The organism is Streptomyces diastaticus subsp. diastaticus (assembly GCF_011170125.1).
In the GTDB taxonomy this organism is placed as follows: Bacteria; Actinomycetota; Actinomycetes; order Streptomycetales; family Streptomycetaceae; genus Streptomyces; species Streptomyces diastaticus.
Window position 1 is genome coordinate 2,624,918 of record NZ_BLLN01000005.1, and the last position, 21,356, is coordinate 2,646,273.

At 76.3% G+C, this 21,356-nt stretch carries 17 protein-coding genes and 1 tRNA gene; 7 read left to right on the forward strand and 11 right to left on the reverse strand.

Annotated elements, in window-relative coordinates:
- Window positions 1-80: 80 nt before the first annotated feature.
- From Sdia_RS28570 to Sdia_RS28580, 3 genes are all read right to left on the reverse strand, one after another.
- A complete protein-coding gene (locus tag Sdia_RS28570; RefSeq protein ID WP_185393339.1) occupies window positions 81-1,064 on the reverse strand; it encodes an IS481 family transposase in 984 nt (327 codons plus the stop codon).
- A 103-nt stretch (window positions 1,065-1,167) separates the two neighbouring features.
- Window positions 1,168-3,153 carry an AfsR/SARP family transcriptional regulator gene (locus tag Sdia_RS28575; RefSeq protein ID WP_115067874.1) on the reverse strand — a complete coding sequence of 662 codons (1,986 nt, stop codon included), beginning with the start codon at window positions 3,151-3,153 and terminating at the stop codon, window positions 1,168-1,170.
- A gap of 8 nt (window positions 3,154-3,161) precedes the next feature.
- Window positions 3,162-3,395 carry a hypothetical protein gene (locus tag Sdia_RS28580; RefSeq protein ID WP_100456785.1) on the reverse strand — a complete coding sequence of 78 codons (234 nt, stop codon included), beginning with the start codon at window positions 3,393-3,395 and terminating at the stop codon, window positions 3,162-3,164.
- 525 nt (window positions 3,396-3,920) lie between these two features.
- Here Sdia_RS28580 and Sdia_RS28585 point away from each other — a divergent pair.
- On the forward strand, window positions 3,921-5,591 hold the full coding sequence (locus Sdia_RS28585; protein ID WP_100456788.1) for an MFS transporter: 1,671 nt from the start codon (window positions 3,921-3,923) through the stop codon (window positions 5,589-5,591).
- 19 nt (window positions 5,592-5,610) lie between these two features.
- On the opposite strand, the gene Sdia_RS28590 is transcribed toward Sdia_RS28585, so the two are convergent.
- Window positions 5,611-6,162: a TetR/AcrR family transcriptional regulator gene (locus tag Sdia_RS28590; RefSeq protein ID WP_115067872.1), complete on the reverse strand. Its 552-nt coding sequence runs from the start codon at window positions 6,160-6,162 to the stop codon at window positions 5,611-5,613.
- A gap of 133 nt (window positions 6,163-6,295) precedes the next feature.
- Between Sdia_RS28590 and Sdia_RS28595 the strand changes: the two genes are divergently transcribed.
- Entirely contained in the window at window positions 6,296-6,883 is a 588-nt protein-coding gene (locus Sdia_RS28595; RefSeq protein ID WP_100456795.1) for a GNAT family N-acetyltransferase, read from the forward strand.
- A gap of 31 nt (window positions 6,884-6,914) precedes the next feature.
- On the opposite strand, the gene Sdia_RS28600 is transcribed toward Sdia_RS28595, so the two are convergent.
- The 4 genes from Sdia_RS28600 to Sdia_RS28615 all read right to left on the reverse strand — a co-directional run bounded on the left by Sdia_RS28600 (window position 6,915) and on the right by Sdia_RS28615 (window position 11,274).
- Window positions 6,915-7,682 carry an NPP1 family protein gene (locus Sdia_RS28600; RefSeq protein WP_115067871.1) on the reverse strand — a complete coding sequence of 256 codons (768 nt, stop codon included), beginning with the start codon at window positions 7,680-7,682 and terminating at the stop codon, window positions 6,915-6,917.
- Between the two features lie 512 nt (window positions 7,683-8,194).
- Window positions 8,195-9,205 (reverse strand): coiled-coil domain-containing protein, encoded by a 1,011-nt coding sequence (locus Sdia_RS28605; protein ID WP_229830832.1) that lies wholly within the window; start codon window positions 9,203-9,205, stop codon window positions 8,195-8,197.
- A 142-nt stretch (window positions 9,206-9,347) separates the two neighbouring features.
- Window positions 9,348-10,292, reverse strand: coding sequence for an LCP family protein (locus Sdia_RS28610; protein ID WP_189500131.1), 945 nt, complete (start codon window positions 10,290-10,292; stop codon window positions 9,348-9,350).
- Window positions 10,293-10,488: 196 nt separating this feature from the next.
- A complete protein-coding gene (locus tag Sdia_RS28615; protein ID WP_100456803.1) occupies window positions 10,489-11,274 on the reverse strand; it encodes an SDR family NAD(P)-dependent oxidoreductase in 786 nt (261 codons plus the stop codon).
- A gap of 525 nt (window positions 11,275-11,799) precedes the next feature.
- Between Sdia_RS28615 and Sdia_RS28620 the strand changes: the two genes are divergently transcribed.
- Entirely contained in the window at window positions 11,800-12,201 is a 402-nt protein-coding gene (locus Sdia_RS28620; protein WP_223123504.1) for a nuclear transport factor 2 family protein, read from the forward strand.
- 68 nt (window positions 12,202-12,269) lie between these two features.
- Here the strand turns inward: Sdia_RS28620 and Sdia_RS28625 are convergent, their stop codons facing one another.
- Together Sdia_RS28625 and Sdia_RS28630 are read right to left on the reverse strand one after the other, a co-directional pair.
- Entirely contained in the window at window positions 12,270-14,777 is a 2,508-nt protein-coding gene (locus tag Sdia_RS28625) for an SUKH-4 family immunity protein (RefSeq protein WP_115067868.1), read from the reverse strand.
- 5 nt (window positions 14,778-14,782) lie between these two features.
- A complete protein-coding gene (locus tag Sdia_RS28630; protein WP_100456806.1) occupies window positions 14,783-15,760 on the reverse strand; it encodes an SMI1/KNR4 family protein in 978 nt (325 codons plus the stop codon).
- A gap of 896 nt (window positions 15,761-16,656) precedes the next feature.
- Here Sdia_RS28630 and Sdia_RS30455 point away from each other — a divergent pair.
- On the forward strand, window positions 16,657-17,091 hold the full coding sequence (locus Sdia_RS30455; RefSeq protein ID WP_164381548.1) for a YwqJ-related putative deaminase: 435 nt from the start codon (window positions 16,657-16,659) through the stop codon (window positions 17,089-17,091).
- Window positions 17,091-17,606: an SUKH-3 domain-containing protein gene (locus tag Sdia_RS28640; RefSeq protein WP_100456808.1), complete on the forward strand. Its 516-nt coding sequence runs from the start codon at window positions 17,091-17,093 to the stop codon at window positions 17,604-17,606. Before Sdia_RS30455 ends, Sdia_RS28640 begins: the two co-directional genes overlap by 1 nt.
- Before the next feature lie 446 nt (window positions 17,607-18,052).
- Here the strand turns inward: Sdia_RS28640 and Sdia_RS28645 are convergent, their stop codons facing one another.
- Complete coding sequence (locus Sdia_RS28645; protein WP_115067866.1) at window positions 18,053-19,387, reverse strand: sensor histidine kinase; 1,335 nt, start codon at window positions 19,385-19,387, stop codon at window positions 18,053-18,055.
- A 238-nt stretch (window positions 19,388-19,625) separates the two neighbouring features.
- Here Sdia_RS28645 and Sdia_RS28650 point away from each other — a divergent pair.
- Both Sdia_RS28650 and glmU read left to right on the forward strand, forming a co-directional pair.
- Window positions 19,626-19,696 (forward strand) — tRNA-Gln (locus Sdia_RS28650).
- A 142-nt stretch (window positions 19,697-19,838) separates the two neighbouring features.
- On the forward strand, window positions 19,839-21,284 hold the full coding sequence (glmU, locus tag Sdia_RS28655) for a bifunctional UDP-N-acetylglucosamine diphosphorylase/glucosamine-1-phosphate N-acetyltransferase GlmU (protein ID WP_124287610.1): 1,446 nt from the start codon (window positions 19,839-19,841) through the stop codon (window positions 21,282-21,284).
- The last annotated feature ends 72 nt before the right edge of the window (window positions 21,285-21,356 follow it).

Sequence of the window (21,356 nt, forward strand, 5' to 3'; positions counted from 1 at the left end):
TCTCTGCGGGGCGCGCCAGTCCGGGGCGGAGCGCGCGAGCGGTTCGGCGGGGGCGGGGTGCGGGATCGGTCGGACACGTCCTAGGTGTATTGACCCGCAGCGTTGTTAACGCGGCTGATCGGAGGTTGGCCTCCGAGTGCGGTGTGGCAGCGATGGTGGTTGTAGGTGTGGAGGAAGTCTGCCAGGGCCGTTGTCCGCTCGTGGTTCGAGGTGTAGGGCCGCACGTAGGCCCACTCGTCCAGGAGCGTCCGGTTGAAGCGTTCGACCTTGCCGTTGGTCTGCGGCCGGTAGGGGCGGATCTTCTTGTGGGCGATACCGGCTGCGGTGAGGCTCTGGGTGAACAGCTTCGACTTGTAGCAGGCGCCGTTGTCGGTCAGGACGCGCTCGACCGTCACGCCATGAGCGGCGAAGAAGGCGTTCGCCCGCTGCCAGAAGGCGATCGCCGTGTCCTTGCGCTCGTCGGGCAGGACCTCGCTGTAGGCCAGACGGGAGTGGTCGTCGACGGCGGAGTGGATGTAGCTGTAGCCGATCACCGGCTTGCAGCTCCTGCGCTCGCTGGTGGTGGCCTGGCGGTTGAGGTCGCCGGCTGTTCTGCCGACGGTGCGCCAGCCGCCGCCGTCGGGGATGTTGCCGAGCTTCTTGATGTCGACGTGGACCAGTTCGCCGGGCCGGTCGCGTTCGTAGCGGCGGATCACCCGTCCGGTGGGGCGGTCGAGCCAGGCCAGCCGGTTGATGCCGTGACGCGTCAGGATCCGGTGGACCGTCGAGGCCGGCAGGCCCAGGATGGGTGCGATGCGGGCGGGCCCGAGTTTGCGGTCGGTCCGCAGGCGGCAGGCCCGGGCCTCGATCATGGCGGGCGTGCGGTGCGGGGTTGTGTGCGGCCTGCTCGGACGGTCGTGGAGACCGGCTTCGCCTTCGGCCCGCCAGCGGCGAACCCACTTGTGGGCGGTGGGGCGGGATATACCCATCTCAGCAGCGACGTGCGCGACAGGCCGACCGGACTGGACGCGTTCGACCAGGATCCGCCTGCCATGAACCGTCAGCCGGGCGTTACGGTGAGACACGAAGACCTCCGTGTGCGGTGCAGCTTAGACACCTCCACCACACCGGAGGTCTTCGTCATGATCAAGACCTGACCCGCGTTAACAACGCTCGTGATCAATACACCTAGGCGGTGTCCTCACACTCCCGGCGGCGCGCGGAGGGCGGTCCCGCGGCGTCCGGTGGGTGCTCCCGGGGGGCTCCCCCGGTCCGGTGGGCCGGGGGGAGCGCCGGGCGCGGTCCCTCGTGCGGGGCGGGCGTGGGCTTGCGCCCGGTGCGGCAGTGCGGGCATCGCCCGGCGCGGGCGGTGTCGGCGGCCTGGGGGTGGGCGGCGGGTCCGCCGGGCGGGCGGCGGGCTCCCCCGGCCCAGGCCCGTAGCAGCGGCAGCGTGCGGTACGGACCGGGCGGACCCTCCTCCAGGAAGCCGGCGTCGGCGAGCCGGTCGAGGAGCTGCTCGGTGTCGGCCTCGCACAGCCCGAGGGCGGTCGCGGCCTCGTCGGTGGCGCAGGCGGGGCCGAGCGCGGCGACCTCCAGGAAGGCGTCGGCGAGGGGCGGCTCCAGCCGTCCCAGCGCCTCCCCCAGCACCTCGGGCACGGAGAGCCCGGGAGCGTCGGTGAGGGCGAGCCGGCCGGCCTGGCCGGCGGCGAGCCAGCCTGCCGAGTCGGCCAGGCGCAGGCCGGGGCGCGTCTGGAGCCGGGCCGTCATGATGCGCAGCGCCAGCGGGTGGTGGCCGCAGCTCTCGGCGATGCGGCGGGCCTCGTCCGGTTCGGCGTCGACGCGTTCGGCGCCGAGCACGGCTCTCAGCAGGGCGTGCGACTCGGCCGGGCGGAACGGCCCGAGCCGCACCACCCGTCCGCCGTGGGTGGCGACCAGGCCGGCGAGGCCGCGCCGGCTGGTGACCACGACGGCCCCGCCGGAGCAGGCGGCGAGCAGCGGCCGTACCTGGTCGGCGTCGACGGCGTCGTCCAGCACCAGCAGGGTGCCACTGCCCGGCGGGCGGGCCTCCAGGGCCCGGGTGAGCTGCCCGGCGACGGTGCCCGGGTCGTACGGCAGCCCGTCCGGTCCGGTCATCCGCACCAGCAGGCGGCCGCCGGGGAAGCGGTCGGCGAGCCGGGTGGCGACGTGCCGGGCCAGGGCCGACTTGCCGATGCCGGGCGCACCGGAGAGGACGACGGTGAGCGGGCCGCCGGGCCGGTGGGCGGTGTCGGCGGTGAGGTGGGCGGTGAGCGCGGCCACCTCGTCGGCGCGTCCGGCGAAGTCGGGGACGGCGGTGAGCGCGGTGACCAGCTCGGGCGTCTTCGGTGCGGCCACGGGGGCGGCGGGGACGGGGACCTGTCCCCCGCCCGGGCGCGCGGCCGGTTCCGCGGCGCCGAGGTCGTCGCCGCGCAGAATGGCCAGTTCCAGCCGCTGGAGGGCGCTGCCCGGGTCGACTCCCAGCTCCTGGAGCAGGTACTCCTTGACGCGCCGGTACTCGGCGAGCGCCTCGGCCTGACGGCCGGACCGGTACAGCGCCTCGACGAGCTGCTCGTGGAACCGCTCGTGTCCCGGGTGGGCGCGGGTCACCTCCCAGAGGTCGCCCAGCGCCTCCCCGCACCGGCCCAGCCGCAGATGCAGGTCGCCGAGGCGTTCCACGGCACGCAGTCGCTCCTCGGCGAGGCGCGGCACCTCGTCGCGGTGGAGCAGGTCGGAGCGGACGTTGGCGAGCAGCGGCCCCTGCCACAGCGCCAGCGCGTCGCGCAGCGCGGCCAGTTCGGCGTGGGGGTCGTGGCTGAGGGCGGCGGCCCGCCGGACCCGCTCCCGGAACCCGATGAGATCCAGGGTGTGCGGGCCGGCGGTGATGCGGTAGCCGCCGGGGACGGCCTCGATCGGTGTCTCGGTGACTCCGTGCTTGGTGAACAGCCGCCGGAGCCTGAGCACACAGGTCTGGAGGGCGGCCTTGGCGGTGGCCGGCTGCTCCTCCCCCCAGATCGCGCGCTGGAGGTAGTCGGCGGAGACCACCGAGTTGGCGTGCAGGAGCAGCGCGGTCAGCAGGACGGTGGGCTTGGCGGGCTGGAGGACGACCGATTCGGGGCCGTCGTGCAGCGACAGCGGGCCGAGCAGCTGGAACCGCATGGCGGCGCCTAGTCCCAGCCGTTGACCAGCTTGCCGTGCCCCGGCCCGTCGGGGACCCCGTCCCAGCCGTTGACCAGGGGGCTCACGGGCCCGGGCGCGGGGGACGGCGCCTGCGCGGCGGCCTGCCCGGCGCCGAGGGCGAGGACGGCGGCGGCCCCGGCGAGGGCGGCGGCGGCCCTGGCCCGGCGGGCGCGGACGGAGGCGGCGGACGGCGGACGGTGGGCGTTTCGGTTCCCGGACACGGTTCTCCCTGGAGAGTCTGGTCATGGCTCATGGGCGACTGCGCGAACAGGGCTCGCCGGTGTGCGGCGCGGCCGCCCCGGGTGAGGCCGGAGTGATGGTGGGGGGTGGCGCTGTGCGAAGGGTGGGGGGCTGGGGGCTTGCGTGACGGGCCGCCCGGAAGGTGGGGGTGCTCGGTACGGGCGGTGGGGGTGGCGCGGTACGAAGCGGAGGGGCGTCGTGGGTTCGGACGCTCCCCTGACGGGCCGTCGGGCTGGTTGGCACGACCATGCCAGTGCGACCCTCTCCCGTGGTGGACGCGCGTTGACAGCTTGTTGCAGGGCCGTCGGCAGCTTCGTGCAACGGGGGGCGGCATTCGGCGCGTTCCGCCCGAACCGGGTACGCACCGCCTCCGCCCGGTGCCCGTACGGGCACGCCGCCCGCCTGCCGGACGCCCTCCCCGCGCCGGTTCCACCGGTGAGAAGGTGTCCGGAATCGATGGAGGGGGAACGGAGCCACCCGCTCCCCGGCACGAGGAGAGGACGACCGTGAACCAGGGCCCCGTGTCCGGCACGCCCGACCCGCCCCGCCCGCGTGACCCGCGCACCGCGACTCCCGCACCGGACGCGAACGGCCCGGACGGCGACCCGGCGGGACCGGAGGCGACCTCGGTTCCGCCCCTGCCCCCGGACCCGGGCCCGGCCCCCGGCTCCCCGGCCCCGGCGAGGGACGGCAGGCGGGGCGCGGTCGTCGCCGCCCTCATGCTCTGCATGGCGCTGGCGGCGCTCGACGGCACGATCGTCTCCACGGCCGTCCCGCAGATCGTCGGCGACCTCGGCGGCTTCTCGTACTTCTCCTGGCTCTTCGCCGGCTACCTGCTCGCCGTCACCGTGACCCTCCCCGTCTACGGCAAGCTCTCCGACACGCTGGGCCGCAAGCCGGTCCTCGTCATCGGCGCCGCCCTCTTCCTGGCCGGTTCCCTGCTCTGCGCCCTCGCCTGGGACATGACCTCGCTGATCGCCTTCCGCGTCGTGCAGGGGCTGGGCGGCGGCGCCCTCCAGGGCACGGTGCAGACGCTGGCAGCCGACCTCTACCCGTTGAAGGAGCGCCCGAGGATCCAGGCCCGGCTCTCCACCGTCTGGGCGCTCTCCGCCGTCGCGGGCCCGGGCCTCGGCGGGGTCATCGCCACCTACGCGGACTGGCGGTGGATCTTCCTCGTCAACCTGCCCGTCGGTGCCGTCGCCCTCTGGCTCATCGTCCGCCACCTGCACGAACCGGCCCGCGAGCGGACCGGGCCGCGGCCGCCCGTCGACTGGGCGGGGGCGCTCGGCGTCTTCTGCTGCGGCGCCGTCCTGCTGACGGCGCTGGTCCAGGGCGGCGTCGCCTGGGAGTGGCTCTCCACCCCCTCGCTCGCCCTGCTCGCCACCGGCGTCGTGCTGGCCGGGGCCACGGTCCTCGTCGAGCGCCGGGCCGCCGATCCGGTCATCCCGGGCTGGGTGTGGCGCCGCCGCACCATCGCCGCCGTCAACCTCGCCCTGGGCTGCCTCGGCCTGCTGATGGTCGCCCCGACGGTCTTCCTCCCGACGTACGCGCAGTCCGTCCTCGGCCTCGCCCCGGTCGCCGCCGGATTCGTCCTCTCCGTGATGACGCTCTCCTGGCCGGTGGCCGCCGCCCTGAGCCAGCACGTCTACCGGCGCATCGGCTTCCGCGACACCGCCCTGGTCGGCAGCGGCGCCGCCACCCTGGTGCTGCTGGCCTTCCCGCTGCTGCCCTACCCTGGCAGCGGCTGGCAGCCCGCCCTGCTGATGCTGGCGCTCGGCGCCGCCCTCGGCCTCTTCCAGCTCCCGCTGATCGTCGGCGTGCAGTCCACCGTCGGCTGGGCCGAGCGGGGCACCACCACCGCCTCGGTCCTCTTCTGCCGCCAGATCGGCCAGACCCTGGGCGCCGCTCTCCTCGGCGCCGTCGCCAACGCCGTCCTCACCGCCCGCCTCGGTACCAGCGGCGACCTGGACGCGGTGGCCCGCGCCCTGGACGAGCCCTCGGCGATGGCCCCGGCCACCGCCGACGCCCTGCGCCGCGCCGTCGACGCGGCCGTGGAGACCGTCCACCTCGGCGCGGCCTGCGCGGGCGCCGCCGCCTTCGTCCTGCTGCTCGCCCTGGCCCCGCGCCGCTTCCCGGTACGCGAGGAGCACACCGGCCCGGCCGCCGAGCGCGGCTGAGCCCGGGCGGCCGGGCCGGTCAGCCGGCGGCCAGCCGCGCCAGGCAGGCGTCGACCAGGGCGATCTGCCGCTCCGCCGGGAACTCCTCCGGCGCGAGGAGGGCCTGTACGACCAGCCCCAGCGCGAAGCTCTGGGCGGCCGCCGCCACCTCCCCGGCGTCCGGCCCGGCGGGCAGCTCCCCGCGCCGCTGGGCCTCGGCCGCGTACCCGGCCAGCCGCTCCCGGGTGCGCCGGTACCGCGCGGCGTGCTCCGCCGCCAGCTCCGGGTCGGCCAGCGCGACGTCCCAGGAACCCACCCAGATCCGGTTGCCCGCCCTGGCCGGCCCGTCCAGGGGCAGCAGGTCGAGCAGGACCGCCCGCAGCCGCACCAGCCCCGACACCGTCCCCGCCTGCTCCTCCGCCGGGCGCGGCCGTCCGGCCGACCGCCGGTCGAGCACCTCCAGCGCGTGCCGCACCAGGGCGCGTTTGCTCGGGAAGTAGTGCGTCACCAGCCCCGTGGTGGCCCCCAGCTCCGCCGCCACGGCGCGCAACGTGAGCCCGCCGAACCCGCGCGCGGCCAGCACCCGCCACACCGCCTCGGAGACATCCTCCCGGCGTGCGTCATGGTCCCCGCGAGCTGGCGTCACAGCCGGTACGGTACCTACCCAACGCTTGTCATGTACCTCCCGGGGGCCCCACCCGGGCCCCACCCACCGGACGGGACTCATGTACGCCATACCGCTCACCCCCACCGCCGAACTCCGCCCGCTGGAGCCCTGGCAGGCACCCGAGTTCCTGGCCCACATCGACCGCGCCCGCGCCCACACCGACCGCTGGATCCCCTGGGCCACCTACTCCACCGACCTCGACTCGGCCCGCGCCACCCTCCAGTCGTACGCCGACAAGCAGGCGGCGGACCGCGGCCGCGTCCACGGGATCTGGCAGGAGGGCACCCTGGTCGGCGGTGTCATGTTCGTCCACTTCGACGCCGCGTCGGGCACCTGCGAGATCGGCGTCTGGTCCGAACCGGCGGGCGAGGGCCACGGCCTGGTCACCGCCGCCGTCCGCCATCTCCTCGACCACGCCTTCGTCACCCGCGGCCTGCACCGGGCGGAGTGGCGGACCAACCCCCTCAACACCCGCAGCCGGTCCGTCGCCCGACGCCTCGGCATGACCCTCGACGGCACCCTCCGCCGGTCCGCGACGCACCACGGCACGCGCATCGACATCGAGGTGTGGTCCCTGCTGTCCCACGAATGGGAGGGCACCGCGAGCGGGACGGACCCGGCCCGGGCCGACGGACTCCCCGGGTGACCGGCCGGAGCGGCCACCCGGGGCGCACCCGTCAGGCGTACGGGTCGAAGTCGACACCCGACGGCTTCGCCTTCTCCAGGTGCGAGCCGAAACCCGCGTCCTTGAGCCCGAAGCCGGCGCTCCCCCAGTCGGCCTGGCTCAGCGTGTCCCGCAGGCCCGCCGGATAGCCCTCCCAGCCGACGAGGGCCGGGTACTGCCAGGTGCCCTGGTGGTTCTCCGGCGGCTCGTCGTTGCCGTTGGCGGCGCGGAAGCAGTGCGTGCCGGCACCGTCCTTGTGATAGACGATCTTCGGGTGGCTGCCGTCCCAGCGGACGGTGTCGCGATCGTGCACCGAGAAGCCGCCGTGCGCCGAGGTGGCCACGTACCGCGCCTCACCGCCCCGCACCCAGACCACCACGTGCTCCCAGTCGTGCCGGTGGCCGCCGAGCCCGCTCCCGGCGACGGCCTGGTCCTTCTCGAAGTACGAGCCGTAGAGGATCGCGCACCACTCGCCGTCGCACTTGGCGCGGGAGTAGGTGTTGGTGTTGTCGAGGTCCCAGGCGTCGCGGCACTGGCCGTTGAGGGCGCCGGAGGGGTTGAGCCCGCCGTTGAGGGTGCCGTCGGGGCCGATGGCGGGGGTGGCGTAGCAGCCGTCGGTGTCGTAGTCGTAGGCGGGCTGATAGGTCCGCTCCAGCTCGTCGGCGGCGGCCGGGAGCGCGGCGGGCGGGTCGGCGTGGGCGCTGCCGGCGAAGGCGACGACGAGGCCGGTGGCGGCGGCGAGGGTGAGCGCGGCTCTGCGGATGCGGGAACCCGGTTTCAAGGCGTCCTCCTGCGGACGGTGGGGGGATGACACACAGGCAGGTTTGACATGCCCAACTCACCATCCCCGAACCGCCGGAGCACCGGGTGGCCATGAGGCCACAACTCGGCGTGGGCAGAGGGAAGACCGGGAGATCCCACGCGCGGGGCAGGCCGGTCATGCGCACGCTGTCCGTCGTCGCCCATCCGGAAGCGACCCACCACGTCGACCGGAAGCGACCCACCACGTCGAGAGGGGCGTCGGCGGCCGGGACGACTCGGAGCTGACCGAGGCGGGGGTCCGCGCGGCCACCCGCGCCGCCCCGGCCGTCCGGTCCTGCGGGTCGCGGGCGAACTCGACCTCAGCTCACCGCCCGGGACCGTCCCCGCGCACCCCGAGCTGTACCCGGACGCCCGCCTCGCCGTCCTCCCGGGCGTCAGCCACTTCCCGTGGGTGGACGACCCGCGGGCTTCGCCTCGGCCGTGACGGGGTTCCTCGGCCGGGGCCGAGGGCTGCCCGGCGCGGGCCGCGGCTCACGCCACGTCCGACTCCGTCCCGCCGCCGGCGCTCCCGACGCGCCGGGGGCCGGGCAGCTCCGCCGGCCGGCCGGCGGCCCCCTCGGGTCCGGCCTCGCCGACGCCCTCCCCCACCACCGGGACCTCCACCACGGCCCGCCCGGTGAGCGCGGCCAGGGCTGTCCGGATGTGTTCCATCCGGGCGCGCAGGGCCTCCCGCTGCTCCTCGTGGTCGCGGACGAGGCGGTCGGCGTCGGCCGCGACCCGGTCGGCGGTGGCCTGGGCCCGCTGGAGGATCTCGGCGGCCTGGGTCTGGGCCTCCTCGTCGGTGCGGCGCGCGGCCTCCTCGGCCTCGGCGTGGTGGCGGCGGGCCTCGGCGAGGACGGCGTCACCGTGGTCGTCGAGGGCGCCCTCGTGGCCTCGCGCGACGGTGTCCCGCTCGGCCAGCTCGCGCTCGGCCCCGGCGTCCCGGGCGGCCAGCTCGCGCTCCTGGTCGTCGAGGGTGCGTACGGAGAGCTGCCGGGCCTCGTCGAGCGCGGCCTCGCCCGCCGCCCGCTCGGCCTGGGCCTCGGCGCGGGCGTCCGCGAGGAGCTGGTGCGCCTCGGCGCGGGCGGCGGCGAGGCGGTCGTCGGCCTGGCGCTCGGCGTCGGCGCGCACCTCCGCGGCGTACCGGCGGGCGGCTTCGCGCAGGTCGTCGGCGGCCTGCTCGGCGGCGGCGGTGAGGGCGGCGGCCTCGGCCCGCCCGGCGGCGTCGAGGGCCTCGGACTGCTCCTGGACGAGGGCGTAGAGGCGCTGGGCGCGCTCGCCGAGGTTGTCGTAGGCGGGCTCGGGGAGGGTGGCGACGGTCTCGGCGAGGGCGGCGGCCTCGGCACCGAGGCGTTCGGCGAGGGCGGTGAGCCGCTCGGCCTCCGCGTGCGCCTCGTCGCGCTCCCGTTCCAGGGCGGTGACGTGCTGGTCGGCCTGGGCCGGGCGGTAGCCGCGTCCCCATACCGTCGTGAAGCCGTGCGGCGACGCCGGTGTGCTGCTCATCGTCTCCGATTCCTCCCGGTCCACTCGGAACCGCTCGTGCCTCGCCGCGACGCCCGGCCGGCTGTCTTTCCGCCGGCCCTCGCGCCACCGCCACGGCGCCTCCCCCGGGCACCGTATCCACATCCTTTCGCTCAAGGATGCGTCATTTCAGGTCAGAAGTCGGAATCGGGCGATCTTCGCGTAGGGCGGCGAACAGCTCTCCGGCCCGCCGCCGGTCCCAGACGACCACGTCGCCGGCGCCCGGGACCCGCGGTTCCGAACCCACCGGAACCGTCACCGCCCGCCGCTCGTCCCCGGCCGCGTCCCGCAGGCCGCGGGCGAGCCGCGCCAGGTCGCGTACGCCGGCCCGCCGGTCGACGGTGACCGCGTCGAGGGAGGCGGAGAGGAAGGGCAGGGCCCGCCACGGGTCGAGCGCCACCGACGGGCTCGCCGCCTTCTCCGCGACGGCCGAGACGAGCTGCCGCTGCCGCCGCACCCGGCCGAGGTCGCCTTCCGGATCGCTGTACCGGGCCCGCACGTAGGCGAGCGCCTGTACGCCGTCCATCTCCTGGCACCCGGCGGCGAAGCCGGCCCCCGACCTCTCGTCCCGCAGACCGCCCGCCGGGACGCGGACGCGCACCCCGCCGAGGGCGTCCACCACGTCGACGAAGCCGAGGAAGTCGACCTCGGCGAAGTGGTCCAGCCTGAGCCCCGTCGCCTGCTCGACGGTCCGCGTCAGCAGCTTCGGGCCGCCCAGCGCGAACGCCGAGTTGATCTTTCCCCGCCCGTGCCCGGGGATCGCCACGTACGAGTCGCGCGGCAGCGAGACCGTCGTCGTCCCGTGGTCCCCCTCGTGGACGATCATCAGGGTGTCGGTGCTGCGCACCTCGTTCGAGCCGACGTGCAGTTCACGGCGCTGCTCGGGGGTGAGGGTGGCGCGGCTGTCCGAGCCGATCAGCAGCCAGTCGGTGCCGCGCCCGGCCTTCGGCCGCCCCGGGTACTCGCCGAAGGCCTCCGTGGACCGCAGCCGCCCGTCGGCCCAGAGGTACAGGGCGGTCCCCGCCCCGGCCACCACCACGGCCAGCGCCACCACCGTCCACAGCACCACCCACGGCCACCGCCTCCGGCGCCGGGGCCCCTCTCCCGGCCCCGGCCGGTGCGTGGTGGGCGGGGACCAGCCGCCCGCCGCTCCCGCCTCGCCCGCCTCACCCGCGCCCGTCATGTCGGCATGATCCGGCGGGCGGGGCGGCGGCGCAGGGCGGACAGGGCGGATGGCGTACGCCCGGCCGGGGCCCTGCGCGGCGTCACGCTCCGCGCAGCGCCTGGAGCAGTGGCTGGTTGCTGTTGAGGACGCCGCCGTCCACGGGCAGCGTGACGCCGGTGATCCAGGCGGCGTCCCGGGAGGCCAGGAACGCCACGGCCGCCGCGACGTCCTCGGGCCGGCCGACCCGCCCGAGCGGGTAGTGCGCGGCGGCCGCCGCCAGTCCCGCCTCGCGCCCGGCCCAGGCCGGGGTGGCGACGGTGCCGGGCGCGACCAGGTTCACCCGCACCCCGCGCGGCGCCGCGTGCCCCGCGAGGGTCCGCGTCAGTCCGGCGAGCCCCGCCTTGGCGGCGCTGTACGCGTGGCCGCCGAAGTCCTGTTCCCCGTTGACCGAGCCGACGCTGACCACGGCGCCGCGTCCGCCGGGGGCGGCCGCGAGGTGGGGCAGGGCGGCGCGGGCGCAGCGGTAGGCGCCGGTGAGGGTGATGTCGAGGTCCCGCTCCCACACCTCGTCGGTGCCGTCCTCGAAGAGCGGCGGGTCCTGACCGGCCGAGCAGGCGTTGTTCACCAGCACGTCGAGCCCGCCGAACCGCTCGACCGCGTACGCCACGGCCGCCTCGACCGCCGCCCGGTCCGCCACGTCGCAGGCGAGCGCCGCCGCCTCGCCGCCCGCCGCCCGCACCCCGGCCGCCGCCTTCTCCGCCCGCTCCGCGTCCAGGTCGGTGACCAGCACCCGCGCGCCCTCGGCGGCGAACCGCCGGGCGACGGCCTCGCCTATCCCCTGTCCGGCGCCGGTGACCAGGACGCCGTATCCGTCGAATCGCTCCATGCGCTCGTGGCTACCCGTCACCGCCGCCCGCGAACCAGCGGCTGCCGCGCCGCGGCCAGGCAGCCGTTCCGCCGTCCCGCCCCTGACGCGGGGTGTCCCCGTGACGGCTCCGCCACCCCCTCGAAGCGCTCGCCCGCCCCACCGGGGCCGCGGTGGACGCCGCCGTCGCGGAGACGGGGCCGCGACCTCGGCCCGACGGTGGCCGGCTCCCGGGCCCGCTCCTCCTCTTCCCGGTCGGCGTCCACCTCGCCCCCGGTCGAGACAGGCGCCCCCGTCGTCCCGCCGCCCGTCGAGGTCCCCGAGACCTGACCCGCCGCCGGGAGACCTGACCCGGTAGCCGGCCCGATGGTGGAGGGCGTGGCGGGAGCCGCCGTTCGCCGGCGGGGGCGAGGGCCGGTGGCGGCCGGCCGCTCCACGGGCCCCGCACCTCGGCCCCGCGCCTCGGGCGGCGACATTTCCCTTGCCGCCGCGCTCCTCCCGTGCTCGACTGGCCACCCCGTGACCCGAGCCAGGAGGACGAGCCACGTGGCCACCGCCGACTCCGCCCACACCCCTGACCGGTCCGTCTCCGCCGCGATCCGGGGCGAACTGGCGCTCCTCGGACGGGAGGTCCGCTCGGCCCCCGACCGGGCGGCCCGGCTCCTCGACCCGGAGTTCTCCGAGACCGGCGCGTCAGGCAGGCGCTGGACCCGCGAGGCCCTCCTCGCCGCGCTGCCCACGTTCGAGGCCGACGACGAACCGGCCGCCGAGGTGGGGGAGATGAGCGGCAGGCTGCTCGCCCCCGGGTGGGTGCAGCTCCGCTTCACGACGGTGCGCGGGGAGCGGCGGGTGCACCGGACCTCGCTGTGGCGGCTGGGCGAGGACACCGAGGGCGGGGAGCGCTGGCGGTTGTACCACCACCAGGGAACGCCGGCCGCGACCGGGTGACGCCCGAGGCCCCCGTGCGCGACGGACGCGTACGGGGGCCTCGGCGACGGGTCCGGCGGGGGCCCGGGTCAGAACAGCCCGTCCCACATCTGCTCCAGGACCACCGACCACCAGTTCTCCGGCGAGCCGAGGGCCGCCGGGTCGAGGGCGGCGAGCTGGGCCTGGAAGTCGACCGTCCAGCGGCCCGCCTGCTCCTGGTTGAGCCCGAAGCGCAGGTGCCACATACGGGCCAGCAGGGCCAGGCAGCGGACGAACTCGGGCAGCCCGCTGTTGACGAACTGCGGCGGTACGGGCGCACCGCCCGGCCCCGCCTCCACCGGCACCGCCACGATGTGCGCGGTGCCGTACTGGACGCAGAGCGCCTTGCCGAAGTCACTGCCCATCACCAGGTACGACCCGGCGTCGGAGGCGGGCTGCACGCCGCGCTCCTGGGCCAGTTCGGCGAGGGTCGGGACGGGCCGGCCGGGCTGGGCCTGGGCCCAGAAGAACGGGCCGAGGTCCAGCGGCAGCCCGGCCCAGACCAGGGTGTGCGCCACGATGTCGGGGACGCCCTGCCGGGAGACGGCGTGCTGGTCGAAGCGGAAGACGCCCTGCGGCCCGACGGCACCGGCCAGTTCCTGGGCGATGACGTCCGGCCCGACCTGCGGCGCCGGGGGCACCGGCGGCAGCGGCGCGCGGACCGGCGCCGGACGGGCCGGCCCGTCCGCCACCTGGTGCAGCTCGCCCTGGTGTTCCAGGAGTTGGCGCATGCCTTCCTGACGGGAGGCGTGGTCGCGACCGTACGGGGCGATGGAGGTGATGCGGGCCTGCGGGAAGGTCTCGCGGATCATCCGGGCGCAGTAGGCGCCGGGCAGTTCGCAGGATTCCAGCTCGGTGTGGAGTTCCAGCACCTGCTGCGGCGGTACGCCCATCGCCCGCAGCTCGTGCAGCATCTGCCACTCGGGGTGCGGGGTGCCGGGCGCGGAGCGGCGGATGAGCTGCTGCTCGGAGCCGTCCTGGGCGCGGTAGCGCAGCACCGCCTGGTAGCCGGGGCCCACGGTGGGCAGCCCGCCGGGCTGCTGGGGGTAGCCGTAACCGGCGCCGGGCGCGGGGCCCTGCGGCGGGGGGGCGGGCGGGCCGGGAGGGCGCGGCACGTCGGGGCCCTGGCCGGGGCCGGGCCCGGCCAGCATGGTCGGGGCGTGGTGGACGCCGCCGGGCGGGGTGCCAGGTGCGGCCGGGGGCGGTGTACCGGGGGCGCCGGGCGTACCGGGCGGACCGGGAGGGTGCGGCACGTTCCCGCCCTGACTCGGACCGGCCAGCATCGTCGCGGCATGGTGGACGCCGCCCGCGGGCGTACCCGGGGCACCGGGCGGAGGCGGCGGCGTACCCGGGGCACCGGGCGTACCGGGCGGACCGGGAGGGTGCGGCACGTTCCCGCCCTGACTCGGACCGGCCAGCATCGTCGCGGCATGGTGGACGCCGCCCGCGGGCGTACCCGGGGCACCGGGCGGAGGCGGGGGCGTACCGGGGGCACCGGGCGTACCGGAGGTGCCGGGGGCCGGCGAGTCCGGAAGCGGGGAGGCGAGTTGCGTCGGCAGGTGGGCCGCGCCGCCGCCCTGCGAGCCCGTTCCGGCCGGGGCGCCGGGGGCACCCGGCGGCGGAGGCGGCGGCGGGGTCGCACCAGGGGCGCGGGGGCCGCGCGGGGCGGCCTCGGCCTTGCTGGTGGCGGCGTCCGCGATGTCCTCGGCACCGGGCGGGACCGGGCGGCCCGGCTCGGGGGCGGGCGGCGCGGCGGGCGCCGAGGGAGCGGCGGCCGGCGGGCCGGCCGGGATGTCGTGGGCGGGGACGACCGCGGTGGCCGGCAGGGCGCTGCCGCCGGAGATCAGCGCGGTCTTGGCGTCCGGGGAGACCCCGGGCGGCGGCGTCCGCCCGTCGTCGTCCGCACCGCTGAGCGGCGGGGCGAAGACCGTGGCGGGCGCGGGCACGGCCCGGTCCTCGTCGGTGTCGCTGGTGTCCGTGCCCGCCCACGGCGTCGCCTCCGCGGCCGCGCCGTCGGCCGACGCCGCGGCGGGCCAGGGTGTACCGCCGCCTGGCGTCCCCCCGGGCGGCGCCGGGTCGGCGGACGGCTCGGGGGCGGGCGGGGCCTGGGTGTCCGTACCGGTGCCCGGGTCCCGCCCCGGGTCCGTGCCGCCGCTCGTGCCCGCCGCCTCGCCGCGCCGGTCCGGGATGCCGAGCTTGTCGGCGGCCTCCTGGAGCCACTCGGGCGGGCTCAGCAGGAAGGAGGTCTGTTCGAGGTCGCCGCTGCGGGGCGGTGCGGGCGGCTCGGCGGCCTGTCCGGCACGGCCGTACTCCTCCTCGTACCGGCGGACCACCTCGCCGACCGGCAGGCCCGGCCACAGGGTGGTGTCGCCGCTGTCCCGGGCGATGACCAGGCGCTGGCGACCGCCGTCGGAGACGGGCCCGCCCTCACGGTCCTCGGCCCAGACCACGAACCCCAGGTCGAACTCGCGGACCTTCACCTCGCGGTGCTGGTACGCGGGCAGATCGGCGTTGATCCACTCCTCGGCGCGCTCCTGCGCCTGTGCGAAGGTCACCATCGGGCTCACCCCTCCACCGGGACGGCCTCGGCGAAGCCGCCGTCCACCATCAGGTCGGCCACGGTCTCCAGCTCCGGCGGGCTGCCCGCCAGCCGGTCCAGGAACGCGTCGAAGTCGTCACCGCAGGGCAGCAGCAGCCGCTCCACACGGTCCTGCACCGACCAGCCGTCCTGGTCGCGCGCGTCGTCGTAGGCGCAGAACCACACCGAGCCGGTGCGCTCACCGCGCACCTTGACCGCGAGCAGGCCGCCCTGGACGAAGGCGACGCCCAGGTAGTCCTTGGTGAGGTGGTCGCGCAGGCACTTGTTGGCGTACACCAGGTCGTTGACGGCGGCCTGGTCGCGCAGGGTCAGGAAGGGCTGGTCGACGAGGAGGCCCAGCTGCGGGTCGAGCGCCACCCCGGCGGGAGCGCAGCCGCCGGCCGCCTTGAGGAAGTCACGGAAGGCGCCCGGCAGGCGGTAGCCCAGGTCCTCCTCGGCGGCCAGCACCTGCTGCTCGCTGACGGCCGTACCGCCCTTGGGCAGGGCGAAGTGGGCCGGCCGGGTCTCCTGGAGCGGGCGGGTGCCGCGCTTGCCGTGGTCGACGGCGGTGGTGGCGAGCCCGGCGTGGTGCCGCAGCAGCGCCTTGACCTCGACGGGGACCAGTTCGAGCCGGCGGGTGCGCGCGACGTGGTGCCAGGTCCAGCCGTGCGGGGTGGCGACGGCGGGAAGCGTCTCCCACAGTTCGTGGCCGGCGGCGGCGAGCGCCGCGTTGGCCGACACGTAGTCCGTCAGGCGCAGTTCGTCCACCCCGAAGCCCTCGGGCGGTTCGGCGATCTCGACGGCCGCGCGCGCGTACGGCGAGAAGTCCGGGTAGCCGTCGCCGTCGACGCGCACCCCGGCGGGGTGGCGCTTCGCGCGGACCGGGTCCGGGAAGTGCACGACCTGCCCGGCATAGGCCGCGTTCGGCGGCGCGGCCTGCTGCCCGAGCCGACCTGTCGTCATGGCGGTTGCCCCCTGCGGCACTGTGTTTGGTTCGCGGACAGCGACAGCCTATGCGGTGGTACCGGGCGAGGTCACCGGCCGCCCGCCCCCGAAGCGGGCGGTGACAGGGCCGTCACGAGACCTCCCGTCCGCCCGCCCGAACCCTCCCCGGGGGACCGGCCCCCGCGCCGCCCGCCGGTCGCCCGCCCCTTCGTACGCGCTTGCGCCCCCGCCCCCCTCCGTGGGACCCGCCCGGCCCGCGCCCCGGCCACCCACCCACCTCCCCACGAAAGCCGCATCACGCCCCAACCAGCACCAACACCCGATCCCGGGCCGCCTCTTGACCCCGTGCCGGTCGCGCACCCCGTGTCCCGGCACCGCCACAACCTCGCGACACGTACGCCGCAACCCGGCCCCCGCTTCGCCCCGGGCCCCCCGATTTGGCAGGGTGGACCCGCAAACCGGGGGGCGTGGCACCCGTGGCGGCGACCACGGGCACGGGAGGGACGAGCACCACGATGCGTACCGTTTGGCGCAGTACCGACGACGAGACACCGGCAGGCCGGACCGGCGACTCCGGCCCGGCCCCCGGCCGCACCCCGGGCCCGGAACGCCTCGGCGTACGCCCCGGGCACACCGGGCACCTCGGCGCGCCCGCGGCGTCCGGACCGGCCACCCGGCCCCGGGGAGCCGACCGCTCCTTCGGCTTCACCGCCCCGGCGAACGTCCGGCCCGCCGCCCGCTTCGGCTCCGCCGCCGGGGACCCGGGCCGGGCAGCGCGGACCGGCGGCCCCACCCTCACCCTCGCCACCGGCACGGCCGCCGAGCCGGCCGCCGGTGCCCCCGGCGTCCCCGCCCCGTCGCCCTCGCCGGAGGCGGCGGGGGACCCGCGGGTCGGCTGGAGCAGCACCGCGCCGGTGCCGTTCCTGCGCCACCGGCGGGACGGCATCCTGCCCGCGGTCGCCGCCGCGCTCTCCTGCCGCGGGATCACCCTGACCGCGACGGCGAGCCGCACCGACCGGACGCCCGGCCTGCACCCCCTCGTCCAGGACTTCCTGGACACCCTCACCAGCGACCGGCGGGAACGGTTCACCGGGCGGTGTGCGGAAACGATCCTGATCTCGCGCCGCATCACCGGGGCGGACGAGACGCGCTCCAAACGCGCCGCCCGCAAACCGATGACGGTGGGCGAGGCCCGCAAAGCGCTCAAGCACGCCAAGCTCACCACCCGCCGCATCCGCGAGGACGGCGACCCGCTGCACGGCGCCTTCGCCCCGCCCTGCCGCAGTTGCGCCGCGCTCGCCGCGCACTTCGGCGTCCATGTCGTCGACCCCGCCCCGGACGAGAGCTGATGCCGAACCGCACCTCCACGACCCGCTTCCCCATCACCGTGGACGCCGCACTGCGCGCCGCCGGGTGGCAGCCGGGCCGCTGGGACATCGAGCAGGCGGAGATCTGGGCCGACGCCCTGCGCGCCCACACCACCCCCGGTGGCCACCAGCACTCCGTCACCCCGGCCGCCGTGGAGTCCTGGGCGGAATTCGGCGGCCTGCGCATCGCCCCCAAGGGACCGGGCCGCCAGCTGACCCCGAGCACCTTCCGCATCGACCCCTTGGCCGGCCTGCACATGGCCCGCACCCTCGGCGACCTCGGCCGCGCCCTGGAGAGCGAGCTGTGCCCCCTCGGCGAGGAGAGCACGGGCGACGACACGGCCCCCCAGGCCCTCCTCGCCATCGACACCGAGGGCCGCGTCTACGCCATCGACCACACCGGCGACTGGTACCTCGGCGCCGACATCGACGCCGCCCTCACGACCCTCCTCTCGGGCACTCCGCCGATAAGGCTCACGGTGACGTCGGCCGAGTAGGACTCGCGGCAAAGGAACCGGGCAGGGCTCATGGCGGGGTGACCGAGCAGGCCCACGGCGGAGACGGACCGAGCCGGTCCGGCACCGGGTCGAACCCAGCCGTCCGGCGCCTGAGGACACCGCCCGCCCGGCACGGGGACGGACCGGCCCGGCCGGCGCAGGAGCAGACCACCCGTCCGGCACGAGGACAGAACCGGTCCCGCCGGCGCATGAGCACACCGTCGGCGCGGGCCTGGCGCGCCCGGGCCCGAGGGAGCGGCCCAGTCGGCGCCGCCCGGCCCCGACGGCCTGTCCGGCGGATCCTCGGGGCACGGCCCGCGGCGTCCGGTGCGTGCTCCCGGCGTGCGCCCGGCTCTCCCTCGTACCGCACGTACTCGGGGCATTCGGGCGTGCGGCGAGAGTGGGTGCCAGGCGTCGCGGGCCCGCGAGGATCCGCCGGACAGGCCCTAGCCCTCGCGCGCGGCCGGCACCGCGGGGCGGGCGGGCAGCACGGCCGACACCCGGAACCCCCCGGCCTCGGTCTCGCCGGAGACGAACACCCCGCCCAGTGCGAGCACCCGCTCGCGCATACCGACCAGCCCGTTGCCCCCGCTGGGCAACAAGGCCGGGGCCTCGTCCCGGGCGGGCGGCGGCCCGTTCTCGACCTGCATGGCGACCTCGTCCCCCCGGTGCGCGAGCCGCACGACCGCCCCGGCCCCCGCGGCGTGCTTGTGGACGTTGGTCAGCGCCTCCTGCACCACCCGGTACGCGGTCTGCTCGACCTCCGGCGCGTACGCCCGCTCCTCACCCTGCACCGACAGCTCGACGCTCATCCCGGCGGCCCGGGAGTGGCCGAGCAGTTCCTCCAGCTCGGCCAGCGAGGGGCCGTCCTCGGCGGCGCCCGCCCGGGTCGCGGCCGCGGCCGCGGCCACACCGACGGCCGCGAGCGGCACGACCGCGCGCACCGAGCCGCCGAGCGCCTCCCCGGCGCGCAGCACGCCGAGCATCTCCCGCAGCTCGGTGAGGGCCTGGCGGCCCATGTCGCCGACGAGTGCCGCGTTCTTCACCGCCTTCTGCGGGTCCTTGAGCGCGACCGCCTGCACGGCCGCGGCGTGCACCACCATGAGGCTGACCCGGTGGGCCACCACGTCGTGCATCTCGCGGGCGATCCGGGTCCGCTCCTCGCCGCGCGCCCAGTCGGCGCGTTCCTCGGCCCGTTCGGCCAGGAGCTGCAACTCGGTCTCCAGGCTGTCCGCCCTGTCCCTGAGGCTCTCCATCAGCCGGCGCCGCGCTCCCACGTACAGCCCGAGCAGCACGGGGGGCGCGGTCATCGCCACCGAGGCCAGGACGGACATCAGCGGGACGAACCAGGTGTCGATACGGGTGCCGGACATGCCCCCGCCGACGCCCTGGTGGGTCCGCATCAGCGTGACGATCAGGGTGGCGGCCAGGGACATCCCCGTGGTCACCCCGATGATGCGGCGCGGCACCTGCGAGGCGGCCAGGGTGTAGAGGCCGACCGTCGCCAGCAGGAACCCCATCTCGGCCGGCGTGACCGCGATGGCGACCAGCACCACCGCCACCGGCCACCGCCGCCGCACCACCAGCACGGCTCCGGCGACGACGCCGAGCAACACCCCGATCCCCGCCGGGAGCCCGGCGCCCTCGGCGAACGGCACGCCCTCCACAGCGCATTCCAGGGCCGACCCCAGGGCCAGCCCCACGTCCAGGACGGCGCTTCGCCGCCGCTCCCACCACCACGGCCCCCCGGCCGCGCGGTGCTCTTCCCCCGTCGTGGTCATACGCCCCAGCGTACGGGTGCGGCCTGCGACAATTCCGGCGAGTACGGCGTCCCGCGCCGGACTCCCGCCGTCCCGGCCCCGGCGGCGGCCCGGCCGCCGGACCGGCCGGAGGGGCCCGTGCGTACCGGCGGGGGCGCCTGGCCGGGGTGGATCGTCGCGCCGAGGCGCGAGGTTGGGGCATAGTGGTGTCGCGCGGACAGGGGCCGATCATGGATGGGCCCCTCGCGCGGGCGTACCGTCCCGGGTCGTCTAATGGCAGGACAAATGGTTTTGGTCCATTGAATGAGGGTTCGATTCCTTCCCCGGGAGCACGTCGGCTCCTTCTCGGGAGCACCCAGCGGGTCCCGGCCGTGTCGGCCGGGACCCGCTGCGCGTTCCGGGGCGCCCGGGCTCCGCGGAGGCTCCCCGGTATCCTGCGGGTGACCATCACCCGAAGCCGAAGGGCACATCCGTGAGCGCCATCCGCCCGGCAGCCGTCATCGTCCTCGCAGCGGGTGAGGGCACCCGTATGAAGTCGGCCACTCCCAAGGTCCTGCACGAGATCTCCGGCCGTTCGCTGGTGGGCCACGTGCTCACCGCCGCCCATGAGCTGGACCCGGCCGAGCTGGTCGTCGTCGTCGGCCACGCCCGCGAGCGGGTCACCGCCCATCTCGCCGAGGCGCACCCCGGCGTCCGCACCGCCCACCAGCAGGAGCAGAACGGCACCGGCCACGCCGTCCGTACCGCCCTCGCCGAGCTGGGCGGCTCCGTCGACGGCACCGTGGTCGTCGTCTGCGGCGACACCCCGCTGCTGACCGGCGCCACGCTGGCCGCGCTGGCCGAGGGCCACGCCAAGGACGGCAACGCCGTCACCGTGCTGACCGCCGAGGTCCCCGACGCCACCGGGTACGGCCGGATCATCCGGGACACGCAGGGCGCGGTCACCGCGATCGTCGAGCACAAGGACGCCACCGCCGAGCAGCGCTCCGTACGCGAGATCAACTCCGGCGTCTTCGCCTTCGACGGCCGCCTGCTCGCCGAGGCGCTGGCCGCCGTGCGCACCGACAACAGCCAGGGCGAGGAGTACCTCACCGACGTCCTCGGCATCCTGCGCGGCGCGGGCCACCGGGTGGGCGCCTCGCTCGCCGCCGACCACCGCGAGATCGCCGGCATCAACAACCGCGTCCAGCTCGCCGCCGCCCGCCGCGTCCTCAACGACCGCCTGCTGGAGCGCGCCATGCTGGCCGGCGTCACGGTGGTCGACCCGGCCTCCACCTGGATCGACGCGACGGTCACTTTCGGCCAGGACGCCCTGGTCCACCCCGGCACCCAGTTGCTGGGCACCACGCACGTCGCCGAGGGCGCGGAGGTCGGCCCGAACACCCGGCTGACCGACACCGCGGTCGGCGAGGGCGCCCGGGTCGACAACACGGTCGCCCTCGGAGCGGAGATCGGACCGGAGGCCAGTGTCGGCCCGTTCGCCTACCTGCGCCCCGGCACCCGCCTGGCCCGGTCCGCGAAGGCGGGCACGTACGTCGAGATGAAGAACGCCACGATCGGCGAGGGCACCAAGGTCCCGCACCTGAGCTACGTGGGCGACGCCACCATCGGCGACCACAGCAACATCGGCGCCGCCAGCGTCTTCGTCAACTACGACGGCGTGAACAAGCACCACACCACGATCGGCAGCCACTGCCGCACCGGATCGGACAACATGTTTGTGGCACCGGTCACGCTCGGGGACGGCGTCTACACCGCCGCCGGGTCCGTGATCACGAAGGACGTGCCGTCCGGCGCTCTGGCCGTGGCCCGGGGCCAGCAAAGGAATATCGACGGCTGGGTGGCCCGCAAGCGGCCCGGCAGCGCCGCCGCGAAGGCCGCGGAGAGCGGCGCCGAGGAGACTCCGGCCGAAAGCTGACCGGAAACGGCCGCGCCTGACACGGCGTACCGTGATAGATGCACGCGATTTGGCTGGCTCGCAGTTCCGAGG

Bases quoted from the DNA above. Each gene is read 5' to 3' on its own strand.
- Sdia_RS28575 (WP_115067874.1), bottom strand. From the start codon at position 3,153: ATGCGGTTCCAGCTGCTCGGCCCGCTGTCGCTGCACGACGGCCCCGAA.
- Sdia_RS28605 (WP_229830832.1), bottom strand. From the start codon at position 9,205: ATGAGCAGCACACCGGCGTCGCCGCACGGCTTCACGACGGTATGGGGA.
- Sdia_RS28625 (WP_115067868.1), bottom strand. From the start codon at position 14,777: ATGGTGACCTTCGCACAGGCGCAGGAGCGCGCCGAGGAGTGGATCAAC.
- Sdia_RS28640 (WP_100456808.1), top strand. From the start codon at position 17,091: ATGCCGAACCGCACCTCCACGACCCGCTTCCCCATCACCGTGGACGCC.
- Sdia_RS28615 (WP_100456803.1), bottom strand. From the start codon at position 11,274: ATGGAGCGATTCGACGGATACGGCGTCCTGGTCACCGGCGCCGGACAG.
- Sdia_RS28645 (WP_115067866.1), bottom strand. From the start codon at position 19,387: ATGACCACGACGGGGGAAGAGCACCGCGCGGCCGGGGGGCCGTGGTGG.
- Sdia_RS28630 (WP_100456806.1), bottom strand. From the start codon at position 15,760: ATGACGACAGGTCGGCTCGGGCAGCAGGCCGCGCCGCCGAACGCGGCC.
- Sdia_RS28595 (WP_100456795.1), top strand. From the start codon at position 6,296: ATGTACGCCATACCGCTCACCCCCACCGCCGAACTCCGCCCGCTGGAG.